Genomic DNA, 14,824 nt, shown 5'->3' on the forward strand with positions numbered 1-14,824 from the left:
GATATGAACAATTTATTTTCCACCCTTAGAAGCAGGGTATCCAAAATGATGTTTAGTGTTTCAATGGTTATTTTTTCAGGGTTTACCTTTGCTGCACCCTCTCAAGGTGAGGACATCGTAAAAATGTTGGTTGGTGGTTCTTTAGGTAAATCTTTAGGAAAAGATGGGATGATTTGGGTTGTACTGACCGCCGTAACTTTGTTATGCGGTGCCTTCTGGGCCGCAATAAAACACGATCCGAAAGCCTTTATTCCCGCGTTTATTACAGCCGGAATCATTTCAACTATTGTAGGCGTTTTTATTACTTTTTAGTGAGTAAGAAATGGAAAATGAGGAATTATTTTTGATACTTCGTCATTTAGATGAGCCGAAACGCATATTAGGTTTAACTCTGGATGATTGCATTATAGGTGGCTTCTTCATATTTTTGGCCATGCTTTCATCTCTTAAGGTGAAAATCATCCTGTTTTTTGTAGGAGTTGGTTTAAGAATGTTTGTGAGAAAAATGAAAAAGGGAAATCCACCAAGTTACTTATTACTGATGATGTATTGGTATTTTCCTCATTCTCTTACAAAACATTTTTTAAAAGGACTGCCTCCATCACATCAACGATATTGGATTAGTTAGGAGAAATGATGGATTTTCATATTCAAGAAAGCAGGTTATCACAAGTATCTGCACGACTTAATCTGATGGTGGTTTTAGTCTTAGGGTTAATGCTGAGTAACCTCATTTTGGCGTACATGGCATTACATGGTTTAAAACACCAAAAGCGTGAAATTGTGCCTTTTGGATCAAGTAAAGGATATGTGCTGAGTGATGCGTCAGTTGATATTCATTACCTTAATTTAATGGCAGAAAATTTTGTATACACGCGTTTAAATGTGACCCCTGACAATGTCGGCAAAAATCATGGGCAGCTTTTAAATTATGTTGATCCGCTTATTTATGCACCATTTAAGAAAAAATTAGCGAAAGAAGAGTCGGTAATCAAATCAAAAAAAATATCCAGCGTTTTTGAAATAACAGACGTTAACTCAAACAGCACTGATTTATTCACGGTGCTTAAAGGGAATTTAAAGCGCTATGTTGGGTATCGTGCACTTAATGCAGAAGAACGAATCTATCGAATTCAATATCGTTATCAACAAGGGCAATTAACGATTACCGGATTTGCTCAAGAAAAAGGAGAGAGCAATGCCTAAAGTGGCTTTATTATTAATATTACTTTGTTCACTCGCTGCGGCCCATGCGACCAATCAGCGTCCATTTAATGACAATGAGACGCTTACAGTTGAATTAAGTAAAACAAATTACAATCGCTTGCTAGTCAGTCAGGATCGTATTGCCAAGGTACGTTTCCCCGATAAAACGTTAGCCGTTGAATATGCCCCAGATGGAAGTGTCTACATGGATTTGCTCATCGAAGAGCCATTAACGGTATTTGTGACTACACGGGCGGGGCATAATTTTTCCATGACCGTAGAACCTAAAGACTCTTTAGGGAAAACGGTGCAGTTTATCCCTAAAACACCAACTCTTAAAGCCCGCAAAGTGGAACAAAAAACTACCCATGATGAGTTAGTAACTCAGCTAATACAAGCCATGGTAACCAACCGTGTACCTGAGGGGTATGGTGTTCAGTCGCTGTCTACGAGTTATAGACCAATCAATAAAGAATTAAGTTACAAATTAACAAAACAAATTATTGGTTCATCGTATACGGGGGAAGTGTTGACTGTATATAACCGCTCAAGAACACCTCTCGAACTCAATGAGTCATTATTTAAAAGCAAGGATATGAGGGCTTTTTCCGTAAGCAAAACAACCATAGCTCCTCATGGTACGGAAACAATCTATGTGGTACGGGAGAAGGAACATGCTTAAGAATATGAAAATTAATGAAAAAATTAAGAAAGGGCAATTGTTACGGGTATTAGGTTTTGGATTCGGTGGCGTATTGCTTTTGAGTTTTCTTTTTATCGCGACTAAATCAGGACATAAAAAGGGCAGTGCTCCAAGTAAGGTGGACTTTACTGGGGTGATGGATTCGCAGTTTTCTGAAGCTGATGGCGAGAGTGCATTAACCTCACAGCAACTGGATTTAGAAAATCTTCATAAAAAAAATGCGCAGCTTGAAGAGCGAGTAAAAAAATTCCAGGAGCAAAATGAAGCGTTGCTTAATAAGCTGGGAGAAAAAATCATGATGGAAATTGCACAAATCCGTGCCGATAATGAGGTAAAAAAAGCAGAAGCTCCAGCGAATCACACAGTTCTTGCTGCAAATGAGTTCGTACCAGGAGGAGCTGTTCTTTCTGATGCACTGCCTCAGAATCAAACTGTTTTAACGAGCCGTCATAAGTCGGATCACATACATTCCGCCTCTTATCCGTATCGGAAACGAAGGGCAGCTAACCTTTATCGAAATCCAGAAAATTATGTCCCAAGCGGGACTTTTGCGAAAGCGGTGGTATTAGGTGGTGTGGATGCTGATGCTTCAGTGGATGCCCAGATGAAGAATAACGGAGTAATGCTTTTTAAAATAATCAATTCAGGAGTATTACCCAATGGAAAGAGATCCCATTTGGGTGGTTGCTTTGTTACGGCAAGTGCTTATGGCGACATATCCAGTGAACGTGCTTATGTTGCGTTAAACAAAATATCCTGCGTGCACGAAGGAAAACCAATCGTTGATAAAGACATCATCGGATGGGCCTTTTTTGGCGGTAAGGTAGGTATTAAGGGGATTCCGTTGATGCGCGACAGCAAAGTTGTTGCCTGGGCGGGAATTAGTGGGGCACTTTCCGGCGTTGCACAAGCTGCGCAATATGCTCAATCGGTACAGAGTTTTGGCGCTTATGGGGCTACGTCTATAGTTCCTTCAAGTAGCATTGCACCTTTTGCAGGGTATGGTGGGGCGTCAAAAGCCGCTGATCAGTTATCACAATATTACATTAAACGCGCAGAACAATACCACCCGGTGATTCAAGTGGGTGCAGGAAATGTGGTGAATATTGTGTTTAAAGAGGGATTTTATCTTTACGATGAAGAGCCTCAAGAAAAAAATAGATCCCATCAGGACATGTCACGAAATAACGATCCCATTATTCCTAAAGAAGTGATGGCTCAAATTAATCAAGCGCAGTTAGGTGACAAATTGCCCTCATCAGGAGCTTCCGAATGAAATCTTTAATGTATCTGATGTGTGTTATGGCAAGTAGTTTATTGGTGATGTCCTGTTCCAGTATGAACTCAAAATTCAGTTGTAATTTAACTGCTGGGGATTCATGCATGTCGATTGATGAAGTCAATGCATTGACCGAAGGAAAAACCATACACATTATTCGTAAAACACAAATTGCTCCTCCTCCCGTAATAAAAATACAGATTCGGCGCGTTTGGATTGCACCCTTTATTGATAATAAGGGCGTTAAACATGAGGGAGCCTGGATGAATGTGCCTGAAGTTTCAACCAAATAATGTGTTGAAATCACTCAATTCACAGGTTTAAAAAAACACAAAGTAGGATGTGACTATGATTACCACACTTCGTGATAAGAGCCGAAATTGGTCTTATAAGATTGCAAAATGGATGGGAGAGGATGTTTATAGCCCAGACTCCTTAAGTACGATAAAAGAGGCTAACGAAACGTTTCCACTCAGTGCCGCGGCATTTCAGCACGTGCTTCCCTATGAATCCGTCACTCAAGATGAGATTTTTATCAATAGAAAAAGCATCGGATTCGGGCTTTATATTGCTCCAGGTTCAGGAGCAGATATTGCCTTGATTAAGGCACACGCAGAATTAATAAAACATCGTTTGCCAAAAGGTTTTGATATGACCGTGATGCTTTATAAGCATCATTATGTTGCAGAAGAGTTATTCCGTGGGTTTAAGCCGATGATTGAGCAAGGAGGAATTTATGCATCCATTGCTGAGATGAGCCTACGTTATCATGCAAATGCGCTCAAATCAGGATATAAAAATAAACGCAATATTCCCGCCCAATTAACTGATTATCAATGTTATCTCTTTGTGTCCACAAAGAATACAAAAGAAGGTTATCAAGATTTGTGTGATACACGTCTTGATTTTGAATCTGAACTGTCTGTGATGAGCTATCATCATGCGCGGATTTCGGGCGTTGATTTTAAAAAATTAATTCACGTTCTAACCTCACCGAATTTGAATGAATTGGAGTGGCCTGAATGTGATGACCATTCTGAATCTTCTTTGTCTAAAGGTATTATACCTCCAAATACATCAGTTGTAGTTGGTGATGACTCGATTGATATTAATGTGATGGACAGTGATGGTGTGTTGCAGAAGACACGCGTGGTTAGTTTGATGATTGAAAAATGGGCTAAGAAATTTAGTCTTTGGTCACAGCCAGACTTGTTTGCCAACATATTTAAAACGGATAAAGGAATTCAATGTCCCTTTTTAATTAGCTTTACCGTGCGTTCTGTAGATGCAGAGCAGATGAAGGATGAGAGTAAATCAAAATTTGAGTCTTTAGAAAAAGGGAATAACAAAGTACAACGAATGCTCAATCCCAATTTAGAGGATGAGCTAAAGGAGTGGAAATACTGTTACGATCAAATGAGCAAAGGAAACCTGGTATTAAACCCAACGTTTTATAATGTTGTACTGTTCACCAATGAAGCGAATGAGCGAACTCATGTGACTCAAGCCATCAACAGCTATCGTGAATTTGGTTTTGAATTAAATCGAAAAGAGATGGGTTCTTGGTTCCGCTTCTTGGGGAGTTTGCCCTTTATCTTGACGGAAGGGATGTTTGAAAGCCTGGAGCTTATCAATCATACCAAAAGATTAAATCATTACGCATGTGCCAATATGATGCCTTTAATTGCAGATTTTAAAGGTTCTCCTAAAGGGATGTTATTGCCAACCTATCGCCACCAGCTAGCTTATGTCGATACCTTTGATGATAAAAACTTACCCATCAGTAATTATAATTTTGTAACTGTGGGTTCTTCCGGCTCGGGAAAGTCACATTTTACACAGTGGCGGATTTTAAATGGCCTGGCACAAGGGGAAAAAATATTCGTTATTGATTTGGGTGACTCATACAAGCATTTATGTGAAATGTCTGGCGGAACGTACATTAATGCATCGAATATCACGCTTAATCCATTTACCTTATTCGACTTTGATGGGGAAGTCGATATTGATGGTCAGGTTATGAATAACCACACTCAAATTCGAGATTTATTGGCGATTATGGCGAGCCCCCATGCCCCACTGTCAAGTATTCAAAATGATTATTTATTGGATGTCGTCCTTTCCTGTTGGAAAAATTACGGATCAAAAACCTGCATGGATGATGTCTTGCATGAGCTGCAATTAATGAATGATGCTTCATCCTCAGCTCAAGATACCCGATTAACGGATTTAATTATTCATTTGAAAAAATTTGCTCGGGATGGCGTATACGGTCATATGTTTAATAGCGATACCCCATTTATCGCCAATCCTCAGTTCGTGGTATTGGAAATGGGTGAGTTTGAGCAAAATCCAGAGCTACTCGCAATCATCATGTTTGTGATGATTATCATTATTCAAGGGCAATTTTATCATTCAGACAGAATGCTAAGAAAGCTCTGCATTATCGATGAAGCATGGCGATTTTTGGCGCAAGGTTCCAATCCCGTTGCCGCGCGTTTTATTGAGCAAGGATTTAGAACGGCTCGGAAATATAACGGAGGGTTTGGGGTTAACTTTCAACAACTTGAAGACATGATGGGATCAATTCAAGGAAAGGCAGTAGCTTCATCGAGTGACATTAAGTTCATTATGCGACAACGAAATATTGAGCAGTTCTTAACGAATAATCCTGAAATGTTTTCAGAGCGTGATGAACGGCTAATTAAATCATTTGGCGAAGCAGCACAACAAGGTTTTTCCAACCTAATGATCCAATATGGCACCGCAACGACTTTTCACCGTTTCTTCGCAGATCCGTTTACCCGCGTTTTATTTTCCTCAAAAGCAGAAGAATTTGCGGCAATTGAAACATTACAAGAGCAAGGCCTATCGTTGCAACAAGCCGTATATAAAGTGGCAGAACATTATTACGGAGATGAATTATGCGAGGCTTAAATCATCGAGCAGTGATTCTGTTGGTGCTTGCTTTAAATGTATGTGTTCTTGCAGGAATTGGGTATTGGACTGGTTTAAAACCCTCGGTGGTTACTTTTGACAATAAATTGATCATGAAGCAGTTTGTAACGCAGGTGAGCCAAAAAAATTTAAAGGAAGAGCAAACCCAAGCTCTTTCTAAAAAATTTGCCCAGTCGCTCAAGGTTGCATTGGAAGAATACACGCACGCTCATCACAGTATTGTTCTTAAAAAAGAACACACTATGGGATCAAGTAATGACATTACGGAATACATTGCGGTGCGTGTTGCTGAAAAAATGAGAGGCCAACCATGAAAAGGCTCTTCGGTGCGGTTATTTCAATGTCTCTGTGCTGTACCTGTAGTGCTAAATCCCTAGGCGTACTAGGACACACCTTTCCTGTTAAAGAAAAAAGCCTTCTTGTTTTGATTAGTGAGCGGGTACAGATGATGCAAAAAGATGGTCAGTGGGAGGACTTGGAGAGGCGTTGGAAAGATAAGGTGTCCTCTCGCGTTCTAAGACCCAGCCCACTCAATTTGATGCGAGCGAAGCAGAATGAAACCCATTACTACTTGCCCGAGGCAATTGCTTATAAGGACATTCTGAACGATAAAGGCGAGGTGATTGTATCCAAAGGAACACGTGTTAATGCGTTATCTCAACTGCCTTCCTATAGCCCTGTATGGTTGTTTATAAACTTTGATGATCCAGCACAGCAACGATTTGCTCAAAGAATCATTCAGAAACATCCAGAGGTTGATGTGATTTTAACGGGTGGCAATGTTGCTGAGGCGGAACAACAAACGAATCAACCGATTTATTTTGATCAAGAGGCTCGAATTACAGCAAAGCTAAAAATCAATCATGTGCCTGCTTTAGTAACTCGTATTAATGACTCGTTAAAGATAGAGGAGCTGGTAATCGGGGAGAATGGACATGCGCTTTAGACTTTTTATAGTGGTTATATCCTTTTGCTCCTTGTCCTTTGGCAGTCCGTGTACGGGCAATTTTGTCAACCCGATCAATTTATGCTGGAAATGCCTTTTTCCAATTACGATCGGAAATTCCGCTATTGTTCGAAACAAAGACTTACAAGACACGGAAAATCCTTCGAACCCTATTGGTATTTGCGGTGCTCGTGTGGGATTAAACATCGGATTTTGGGAACCCTTTTCAATCGTAGATGTAACCGATACGCCTTATTGCTTGGTTAATTTAGGTGGTCATAAGTTAAATTTGGGCATCAAACAGGGCAAGGGTGGGGTGATGCCTGAGCCTCTAGGAAGCGCTCATGCGTTTTATCATGTTCATTGGTATAAATACCCAGTAATTGCCTGGCTTAATCTTATTTTATCCGCAGGATGCCATGAGATGGGCGATTTTGATGTGGCCTACATGTCGGAACTCGATCCAACCTGGCGTAATTCACGAATGAGCTTTGTATTAAATCCTGAAGCCATACTCTTTTCAAATCCAATTGCTCAAGCTTCTTGTGCCGCGGACAGCATTTCAGTCGCTACATTAAAACAACCTAAAGATAAGTTGTATTGGTGTGCTGGAAGTCAAGGCAGTATGTATCCGTTAAACGGCCATGTCAGTGCGCCTGTTTCTCCGATTCAATCCGCATTACTTTTAGCAGAGCGTATGAATTTTAAGTTACATCAAGAGCATTTGATTGAAGATTCAACGCCAATAAATGGGAGTGTATGTCAGGCACATCATTATCCAGTTCTTCCAAAATCACGTTATCGCTATGAGCTTGTGAATCAAGTCCAGGATGGAAAGCACTGTTATCCCTATGGGTATCCAACACTGGCCTGGGAAGCAGGGAAAATAAAACCCAATAAGCCCCACCAGTTCGGATTTTTAATGTGGCGTAAACGAAATTGTACTTTTTTATGAGGGAAAATATGCGCCGATTAATAATGATTATTTTAGTTGCATGGTGTCAATTTGGATATGCGTCATCTCAAGCGCATCTGTTCATCAGTTTTTCCATGCCCCAACAATTATTGGAAGAAGCCATTCATGATGCTGCAAATCACCACGTGCCTGTAGTATTAAATGGGCTGTATCAAGATTCGATGCGTGAAACGGCAATCAAGCTTTTTGAACTGGCTAAGAAAATTCCGAATGCATCAATACAAATTGATCCTACCGCGTTTGAGCGTTTTAAAATTAATCAAGTTCCTGCGTGGGTTGTGGAGGGAAAGCGCTCTTTTGATGTGGTTTTTGGAAATATTACTTATGACCACGCCCAGGATGAATTTTCTCGTCACGGGGATGTAGTGAAGGAGCATTCATGATCAATGGGCTCATTCTCGGATTAATGATGGTTTCAACGGCTCATGCCAATGATTATTTAGATGGACGAAATGATGCATTAAATGCTCAAGCGAATGCAATGGCCACTTTAGGGCAAATCAATCCCAATGACTATGTCAATCAATACACGGAGCATCCCGCAGAGTCGGGCATAGATCCCCATTCTATTGAGGCCGCAGGTAGAGCAAAAGCAACTACCGATGAAGTAGCACAACAGATTATTGCTAATGAACAAACTGGAGATCATGTTTCCCTTGATCTGAACTCCGATGAAATGAATCAAACAGGACAGGCGATTGAGGGGGCAGATGTTGAAGTTGGCTCGAAACAAATCCCTTGCCATGATGGAACCTGTTTGCCTTTATCGGATGAACCAGGCGATGATTTTAGTGAGGGGGTTACTCAGCTAGGGGCTTTGGGAGGTGTATCAGATGAAGTTCGCTCAATCAAAAATAGTAAAAAAAAGAGACTTGGAATATTTTCAGGTCTAAACGCACAATGTCGTACTGTTGTTAAGCCCATAGGCAGTTGTTGTAATAACAAAGCACATTTAATGCGGTGTAGTAAAACTGAAAAAGCACTTGCCATAGCAAAGAAGGAACATCGAGCTTTTTATGTAGGTACTTATTGTGTGAAGAAAGTGATTTTTTGTCTTGGGTACAAAGAGTCGTGGTGCATGTTTCCAACAAAGTTATCGAGCATCATTCAAATTCAAGGCCGATACGGACAACTTCATATTAATTTTGGAAAAGCTAAAAAAGATTATAACGAAGCGAATTGCCGTGGAATTACTCCTAAGGAGTTGCAACGAATCGATTTTCAAAAGCTAGACCTTCGAAGTTTGACGGAAGAGTATAAAGCACGAGGAACTCCGAAAGACTCTGGCGGTATAGACTCAAAGACAAAACAAAAAGTAGAGCAAATGGAACGAGAGGGGCGACATCATGGTTAGAATCGTAATGCTCCTAATCGGACTTTTTTTTGCACAAAATTCTTTTTCTGAACAGCCTATTGGGTATCTTTGGTATAACGTACCAAAAAAGGAATTCCCCATTAAGAAAAAACAAATCCAGGGTGTTTCCTTTAAATCGTTAACCTATCGCCAACAAGATGCGGTTTTGGCTTATTACACCAAAGAGGCATGGCATAAGGCGATGAACCTACAAACGGTGTCCAATATGAAAAACTATTTGGCATTGCAGCATTACTGGACTGAGCGAGCCACGCAAACCTCTCGGTTATTCGAAAAAACCATGCTTTATTACCCTCAATATCATTACGAAACCAGCCATCCTACGAATGCTATTGGCGTTAAGATTTCTGATGCGCTTCAAACGCAAAAGGAAACCCTGGCTATTACAGCACTTGCAAAAACACACGGGCTATTTTACTTCTATCGAGGTGCGAATCCTTATGATCAAAAGCAAAGCCCAATTATTGATTATTTTGCAAAAAATTATGGGATGACCGTTATTCCAATCAGTGTTGATGGCGTTGTTGATCCCGTATTTCCTAATTCACGTAACGATTCAGGCCAGTCTAAAAAGTTAAACATTCGTTTTTTTCCGGCTCTAATTTTAGTTAACCCCAATACAGGCACAACACAACCTGTTTCTTATGGATTAGTGACTCAAGATACGTTAGCACGCCAATTTTTACTTGTAGCAACCGATTTTGCAAAAGGAGAGCTGTAATGAAAAGATGGAGCCTATTTCTGCTTTTTTTTAGTATTCCGGTGATTGCCCTGGCCCTACCTGGTTCCGCATTGAAAAGCTTGGAGACAGTGCATTATGATGAGAGAAAATCCATACAAGAGATTGAGAAAACTCCAGAAATCAAAAAAGTTGACACATACATTCTCGTTTTATTTTTTTCAAATCAATGCCCGCATTGTGTCTCTTTTGCTCCTGTAGTGAAGCAGTATGCACAAATCAATCACTTATCGATTGAACCAATAACCTTGAATGGCCAAACGTTGCCCGAATTTCCCAAGGCCCAATTTGCTACTCAGGAAATGATTGATTTAGCTTACCAGGGGAAACCCGTTGTTTATCCCGCGTTATTTCTTGCCAACATCAAAAAGCACACGCTTTATCCCGTTTCATTCGGTGAGATGACTTATTCCGAACTATCCGAGCGAATTAATCTGCTCAAAAATCGGGTTGTAGATTATGAGAGGAGCCATTAATGAAAACAAGGATTGCATCCCTGATGCTTTTGGCAAGTTCCATGACGCTTCATGCTGGAATTAGCAGCGATTTAAACAAATTTTTTAATGGCATTGGGTATATGACGAATGCAACAAGTCCGGGGGCTTATTATTCACAAGCAGCAGGTTCGTATGCAGGTGGGTCTTTCTTTGCTCGTAATCCGGTACGCGATTTTCAATTGGTTCATCTTGATTTGCCCAGTTATCGTGCAGGTTGTGGTGGGATCGATTTATACATGGGAAGCATGAGCTTTTTGAGTAAGGACAACATGCAAGCATTATCAAAATCCATTATGAGTAATGGAACGGCATATGCATATGAACTGGCTATGGCAACTACGATTCCCGATCCAAAACATGTAAAAGACATATTGCAGCAAGCAGAGCAGTTTTTGAATCAAAGCAGTATTAATTCATGTCAGTTAGCTGAAAATGCACTGGGCGGTATTTGGCCTAAAACTCAAGCGTCACAAGATAAAATTTGTAAAGACCAAGGAACTATGGGTAAAGAAGGCTTTTTTTCTGATTATGTTCAAGCACGGATGGGATGTTCAGGTGAAAAACATGATCAAGCTATGGATGCAGCCAGCAAAGATACAAAACGAAAAGAACAAGTAGTCTATAACAAAAATATTGTGTGGTCGTTGTTAAAGTCCAAATCATTTCTCTCATCAGATGATGAATTGTGTGAAATGATGATGAGCCTCACAGGAACCATTATCATCGATAAGAATGGGCATATTAAAGACGTTCCCTCATTAGCAAACAGTAAAAATTTGGTTAAAGCACTAATTGGCCGTGAAGGTGGTGGATCAGAAATAGCCAAAATCTGGTCTTGTGACGCCACTGATAAAAAATCATGTATGAACGTCTCGCTAACAGAGGTTGCGTTTAAAGAAGAAAATACGCTGAGATACAAAGTAAATGAGTTGATTCGCAAGATTAAAGACGCATTAAAACAACAAAGCCCCTCAGATAAAGACATTAAAGAAATAGGGGCTTTTGCCTCCATGGTACATATTCCCGTAGTGAAATTTACGGAAGTGTTATTGAGCACAGAATACGGGGATTCGATTGTCGATTTGTCTGAAATTTCCACATTAATTGCTGAGGATATATTACAGCAATATTTCAATGAGCTACTTCAAGAAGTGAATCAAGTTACTGCTACTAGTGAGTTTAATGAGGATTTAATTAAAGAGGTTACGAAACGTGTATCGAAGGCACGAACTGAAGTAAGTCGTCTTAATCCTGAAATTGGTCGTAAGCTTCAGCAAAAGTTTACGTTAATTAAAAACATACAAAATATTGAGCAACAGGTTGCAGCTCGTGTTGCTGATGAATTGGGTTAAGGAGAAAACATGGCAATAACAGTTTATGTCTTAGATTGCGGCGATTTATTTTTTCAGTTATTTAATGTGATTGCTGCGTGGATGAATGCCTCAAATTACATGAGCCTTGTCTCATTTTCGGTTGCATTTGGTTTTTTTGTAGCGGTAGTACGTTCCTTTAAATCGTTTAATCCAATGACCATGGTGAAATGGTTTATCACTTATTTTTTAGTGTTTCAAATCGCGATTCTCCCCAAAACCGATGTGGTGGTTCATGATGTATCGAATCAAAGCAATTATCCTGTGTCCAATGTTCCATTAGTGTTTGCGGTCTTTGCCGAAGGACTAACAGGGTTTGGTTATGGAATGGCACAAATCTTTGATAGCTTATTTGCTACATTAAATAATGCACCTCAAAGTGTGCAATATACTCAAACAGGGTTCTTATTTGGTTCTAAGTTGATTCAAGAATCACGGAATTTTAAGGTGACTGATCCGGTTCTTAAATCGGATTTATCCATGTACTTTAAACGCTGTGTCGTTGGTGATGTGTATGTAAGCCATATTTTATCGCCAACAGAGCTTAAAGAAAGTACTAATATTTGGGAAGCCATTTCAAAAAATCCATCGAAAATACGAAGAACCATTGTAACCAATGAAGAAGGCACTGGTGATAATTTAACGTGCGCTCAAGCAATCCCCAAATTAAAGGAGCGGTTACAAAAGGAAATCAAAAGAGCGTATACCATTTTTGGGATCAATCTATTTGGTAAACCCAAAAACACCCCTTACGAGCAATTATTTTCCACGCATTTACAAAGTGCATTTAATTATTATCAAGACATTCAAACGACAGGGAGTAATTTATTCCTTCAATCGATGATGATTAATTTTATTCAGGATGGGGTTAAAAACTACCAGTCTTATCTGAATTCTTCTGCGAGTGTGATGAATCACGAATTCACCAAGTCTCAATTACAACAAATATACTCTTGGATTATTGGTGGGCAAAATGCAGCATGGATTTTACCCCTGCTTCATAGTGTCATTATGTTTTTATGTATGGCCTTATTTCCACTGATATTGCTGTTTGTCATTGCTTTTAGTGGGCTTGAGTCCTTAAAAAGCTACGCTGTTTTATTTCTATCGTTACAGCTTTGGCCATTGTGTTTTGCGATCTTAAATTTCGTGATGGCTTATTATGGAAGTTCGGTTTCAGAAAACTACGGTGCGATGACGTTTGCTAACTTAGATGACATGGAGCGTCTGCATGCTCAAGTCTCTGCACTTGCAGGCTTTATGATGTTCCCGATACCCTGGCTTGCGTATGGAATACTTACTCGTATTGGTGATTCATTTAATTCGCTATCTCACTCATTTATTTCAGGTTTACAAGGGGCTACTTCTTCTGCCGCAAGTGAGGCTGCAAGCGCGAGTTTTAGTCTGGGGCAAACGAGCTTTTATAATGCGACAGGCAATACGCTTTCAGCCAATAAACATGACACGAACTTCACGTCAATGGCGGGCAATACAACGCGCATGCTTGATTCTGGAGCGACCCTCACCAGAAATACGGATGGGACGGAAGTCATCGATGCATCAGGAACTGTATCGAAAGGAACTACATCAATTAGTAGCAGTAATGCCATTAATGGCATGTTAAGTAATGCGGCTGAAGTTAATTCACAAGCCATTGCGTCTAAATCAAAACAAATGAACTCTTTAGTTTCCGATGGATTTAACCAGTTAAGTCAATTTTCTCAAATGAATAGCCATGATCTACGTTTGGGCGAAGGCGTATCTGAAAGTGAGACGGCACAAATGCAACAGGCCGTTTCTAATGTTTTAGGTTTAGCTAGTACTGTGGCTGAAAAAACTGGAATGACCAAAGAGCAGGCTCTGACAGGCTTAGTTAATGCTGGAATACAAGGGCAGATTGGCGTTAATTCAGAACGTTCCATTTTAGGAAAAGCTGCTGGTTTACTATGGGGAGCTGATGGCAATGTGTATGCTCGTGCTGGTTATGAGAAGTCAGATTCAACCTCAAATCGGTCTTATGACGGATTTGATAAGGTATTGGATTCACGGCAAATGCAAGATTTTAGGCACGATTACAGCATGATGCAGAACTTTTCCAAAACCCATCATTTGGATACTTCAGACTCCAAAGGAGCGAGCCTTATCAATCAAGCTGCGGCTGATTTTCGTCAGGCAGAGCATATCTCATCGAGTTTGGATGCTAATTATTCTCGGGCTGAGCGCATTTCACGCGCTCAAAGTGTTACCCAGACAGGTGGTGCTGCAATTAATCAAAACCTGGATCAAATGTTCCAAGAGTACGTTACCTCGAAGGTGGGACAGGATCAAAGAAATTATCTTTACGGTCATCCAGGTGATCCAGGGGCTAATGCGATGTTATCCGATCTTGCCAATCAATTTATTAGCGATGAAGGCATAAAAAATAAAATTATTGATACTTATGGAAATACTCATCATCAAATTAACCCTGACAAACGTTATGGTTCGGATAGCCACTCCATTGAAGCTCGTGAGAAAGAGTTGCGCGCGCGTTTTTTGGGCAACAAAAATCAATTAACCAGTGAGGCAGAAAATAACGCAGTATCCTTTAGTGAGTCCTCAGCACATGGTTTACAAAACAGAGTAAACACATCCATGACGGGATTGCAGCATGCAACAGGAAACGCAGAAAACGAGTTGGCGTTTAAAACCAAAGTATACGAGCAGAAAGTAGGGAATGAGCTGCAAAAAGGACGAGAAAAATCTCATGCGAAAAGCATTATTAAAGGGGAATAA

The 14,824-nt window shown here is 40.1% G+C and carries 16 protein-coding genes; all 16 read left to right on the top strand.

Annotated elements, in window-relative coordinates; translation table 11 throughout:
- Nucleotides 1–45: 45 nt before the first annotated feature.
- The 16 genes from Lsan_RS02045 to traG are packed head-to-tail and all read left to right on the top strand — an operon-like array spanning nucleotide 46 to nucleotide 14,824.
- Complete coding sequence (locus Lsan_RS02045; protein WP_058512881.1) at nucleotides 46–312, top strand: hypothetical protein; 267 nt, start codon at nucleotides 46–48, stop codon at nucleotides 310–312.
- Nucleotides 313–322: 10 nt separating this feature from the next.
- The gene (gene traL / locus Lsan_RS02050) at nucleotides 323–628 is read left to right on the top strand and encodes a type IV conjugative transfer system protein TraL (RefSeq protein WP_058512882.1); all 306 of its coding nucleotides are present in this window, start codon (nucleotides 323–325) and stop codon (nucleotides 626–628) included.
- Nucleotides 629–636: 8 nt separating this feature from the next.
- Entirely contained in the window at nucleotides 637–1,206 is a 570-nt protein-coding gene (gene traE / locus Lsan_RS02055) for a type IV conjugative transfer system protein TraE (RefSeq protein WP_058512883.1), read from the top strand.
- The gene (gene traK / locus Lsan_RS02060; protein ID WP_058512884.1) at nucleotides 1,199–1,888 is read left to right on the top strand and encodes a type-F conjugative transfer system secretin TraK; all 690 of its coding nucleotides are present in this window, start codon (nucleotides 1,199–1,201) and stop codon (nucleotides 1,886–1,888) included. Before traE ends, traK begins: the two co-directional genes overlap by 8 nt.
- Complete coding sequence (locus tag Lsan_RS02065; RefSeq protein ID WP_058512885.1) at nucleotides 1,881–3,185, top strand: TrbI/VirB10 family protein; 1,305 nt, start codon at nucleotides 1,881–1,883, stop codon at nucleotides 3,183–3,185. Before traK ends, Lsan_RS02065 begins: the two co-directional genes overlap by 8 nt.
- Entirely contained in the window at nucleotides 3,182–3,481 is a 300-nt protein-coding gene (locus tag Lsan_RS02070; RefSeq protein ID WP_058512886.1) for a hypothetical protein, read from the top strand. Before Lsan_RS02065 ends, Lsan_RS02070 begins: the two co-directional genes overlap by 4 nt.
- 55 nt (nucleotides 3,482–3,536) lie before the next feature.
- Entirely contained in the window at nucleotides 3,537–6,125 is a 2,589-nt protein-coding gene (gene traC / locus Lsan_RS02075; RefSeq protein WP_058512887.1) for a type IV secretion system protein TraC, read from the top strand.
- Entirely contained in the window at nucleotides 6,113–6,460 is a 348-nt protein-coding gene (locus tag Lsan_RS02080; RefSeq protein WP_058512888.1) for a TrbI F-type domain-containing protein, read from the top strand. Before traC ends, Lsan_RS02080 begins: the two co-directional genes overlap by 13 nt.
- Nucleotides 6,457–7,092 (top strand): type-F conjugative transfer system protein TraW, encoded by a 636-nt coding sequence (gene traW, locus Lsan_RS02085; RefSeq protein WP_058512889.1) that lies wholly within the window; start codon nucleotides 6,457–6,459, stop codon nucleotides 7,090–7,092. The genes Lsan_RS02080 and traW overlap by 4 nt, the downstream gene beginning before the upstream one ends.
- Nucleotides 7,082–8,047 carry a conjugal transfer pilus assembly protein TraU gene (gene traU, locus Lsan_RS02090; RefSeq protein WP_058512890.1) on the top strand — a complete coding sequence of 322 codons (966 nt, stop codon included), beginning with the start codon at nucleotides 7,082–7,084 and terminating at the stop codon, nucleotides 8,045–8,047. The genes traW and traU overlap by 11 nt, the downstream gene beginning before the upstream one ends.
- Before the next feature lie 8 nt (nucleotides 8,048–8,055).
- On the top strand, nucleotides 8,056–8,451 hold the full coding sequence (gene trbC / locus Lsan_RS02095) for a type-F conjugative transfer system pilin assembly protein TrbC (protein ID WP_058512891.1): 396 nt from the start codon (nucleotides 8,056–8,058) through the stop codon (nucleotides 8,449–8,451).
- Nucleotides 8,448–9,422 (top strand): conjugal transfer protein TraN, encoded by a 975-nt coding sequence (traN, locus tag Lsan_RS02100; protein WP_058512892.1) that lies wholly within the window; start codon nucleotides 8,448–8,450, stop codon nucleotides 9,420–9,422. The genes trbC and traN overlap by 4 nt, the downstream gene beginning before the upstream one ends.
- The gene (traF, locus tag Lsan_RS02105; RefSeq protein WP_058512893.1) at nucleotides 9,415–10,164 is read left to right on the top strand and encodes a type-F conjugative transfer system pilin assembly protein TraF; all 750 of its coding nucleotides are present in this window, start codon (nucleotides 9,415–9,417) and stop codon (nucleotides 10,162–10,164) included. The genes traN and traF (Lsan_RS02105) overlap by 8 nt, the downstream gene beginning before the upstream one ends.
- The gene (traF, locus tag Lsan_RS02110) at nucleotides 10,164–10,658 is read left to right on the top strand and encodes a conjugal transfer protein TraF (protein WP_058512894.1); all 495 of its coding nucleotides are present in this window, start codon (nucleotides 10,164–10,166) and stop codon (nucleotides 10,656–10,658) included. Before traF (Lsan_RS02105) ends, traF (Lsan_RS02110) begins: the two co-directional genes overlap by 1 nt.
- Nucleotides 10,658–12,031 (top strand): conjugal transfer protein TraH, encoded by a 1,374-nt coding sequence (locus Lsan_RS02115; protein ID WP_058512895.1) that lies wholly within the window; start codon nucleotides 10,658–10,660, stop codon nucleotides 12,029–12,031. The genes traF (Lsan_RS02110) and Lsan_RS02115 overlap by 1 nt, the downstream gene beginning before the upstream one ends.
- Before the next feature lie 9 nt (nucleotides 12,032–12,040).
- A complete protein-coding gene (gene traG / locus Lsan_RS02120; protein ID WP_058512896.1) occupies nucleotides 12,041–14,824 on the top strand; it encodes a conjugal transfer mating-pair stabilization protein TraG in 2,784 nt (927 codons plus the stop codon).

Origin of the sequence: Legionella santicrucis (genome assembly GCF_001468135.1) — a bacterium.
Classification (GTDB): Bacteria; Pseudomonadota; Gammaproteobacteria; order Legionellales; family Legionellaceae; genus Legionella; species Legionella santicrucis.

Excerpts from the sequence above, each read along its gene's own strand:
- Lsan_RS02045 (WP_058512881.1), top strand. The coding sequence starts at position 46 with ATGATGTTTAGTGTTTCAATGGTTATTTTTTCAGGGTTTACCTTTGCT.
- traK (WP_058512884.1), top strand. The coding sequence starts at position 1,199 with ATGCCTAAAGTGGCTTTATTATTAATATTACTTTGTTCACTCGCTGCG.
- Lsan_RS02115 (WP_058512895.1), top strand. The coding sequence starts at position 10,658 with ATGAAAACAAGGATTGCATCCCTGATGCTTTTGGCAAGTTCCATGACG.
- Lsan_RS02080 (WP_058512888.1), top strand. The coding sequence starts at position 6,113 with ATGCGAGGCTTAAATCATCGAGCAGTGATTCTGTTGGTGCTTGCTTTA.
- traW (WP_058512889.1), top strand. The coding sequence starts at position 6,457 with ATGAAAAGGCTCTTCGGTGCGGTTATTTCAATGTCTCTGTGCTGTACC.
- traL (WP_058512882.1), top strand. The coding sequence starts at position 323 with ATGGAAAATGAGGAATTATTTTTGATACTTCGTCATTTAGATGAGCCG.
- traE (WP_058512883.1), top strand. The coding sequence starts at position 637 with ATGGATTTTCATATTCAAGAAAGCAGGTTATCACAAGTATCTGCACGA.
- traC (WP_058512887.1), top strand. The coding sequence starts at position 3,537 with ATGATTACCACACTTCGTGATAAGAGCCGAAATTGGTCTTATAAGATT.
- traU (WP_058512890.1), top strand. The coding sequence starts at position 7,082 with ATGCGCTTTAGACTTTTTATAGTGGTTATATCCTTTTGCTCCTTGTCC.
- Lsan_RS02065 (WP_058512885.1), top strand. The coding sequence starts at position 1,881 with ATGCTTAAGAATATGAAAATTAATGAAAAAATTAAGAAAGGGCAATTG.
- traF (WP_058512894.1), top strand. The coding sequence starts at position 10,164 with ATGAAAAGATGGAGCCTATTTCTGCTTTTTTTTAGTATTCCGGTGATT.
- traN (WP_058512892.1), top strand. The coding sequence starts at position 8,448 with ATGATCAATGGGCTCATTCTCGGATTAATGATGGTTTCAACGGCTCAT.
- traG (WP_058512896.1), top strand. The coding sequence starts at position 12,041 with ATGGCAATAACAGTTTATGTCTTAGATTGCGGCGATTTATTTTTTCAG.
- traF (WP_058512893.1), top strand. The coding sequence starts at position 9,415 with ATGGTTAGAATCGTAATGCTCCTAATCGGACTTTTTTTTGCACAAAAT.
- trbC (WP_058512891.1), top strand. The coding sequence starts at position 8,056 with ATGCGCCGATTAATAATGATTATTTTAGTTGCATGGTGTCAATTTGGA.
- Lsan_RS02070 (WP_058512886.1), top strand. The coding sequence starts at position 3,182 with ATGAAATCTTTAATGTATCTGATGTGTGTTATGGCAAGTAGTTTATTG.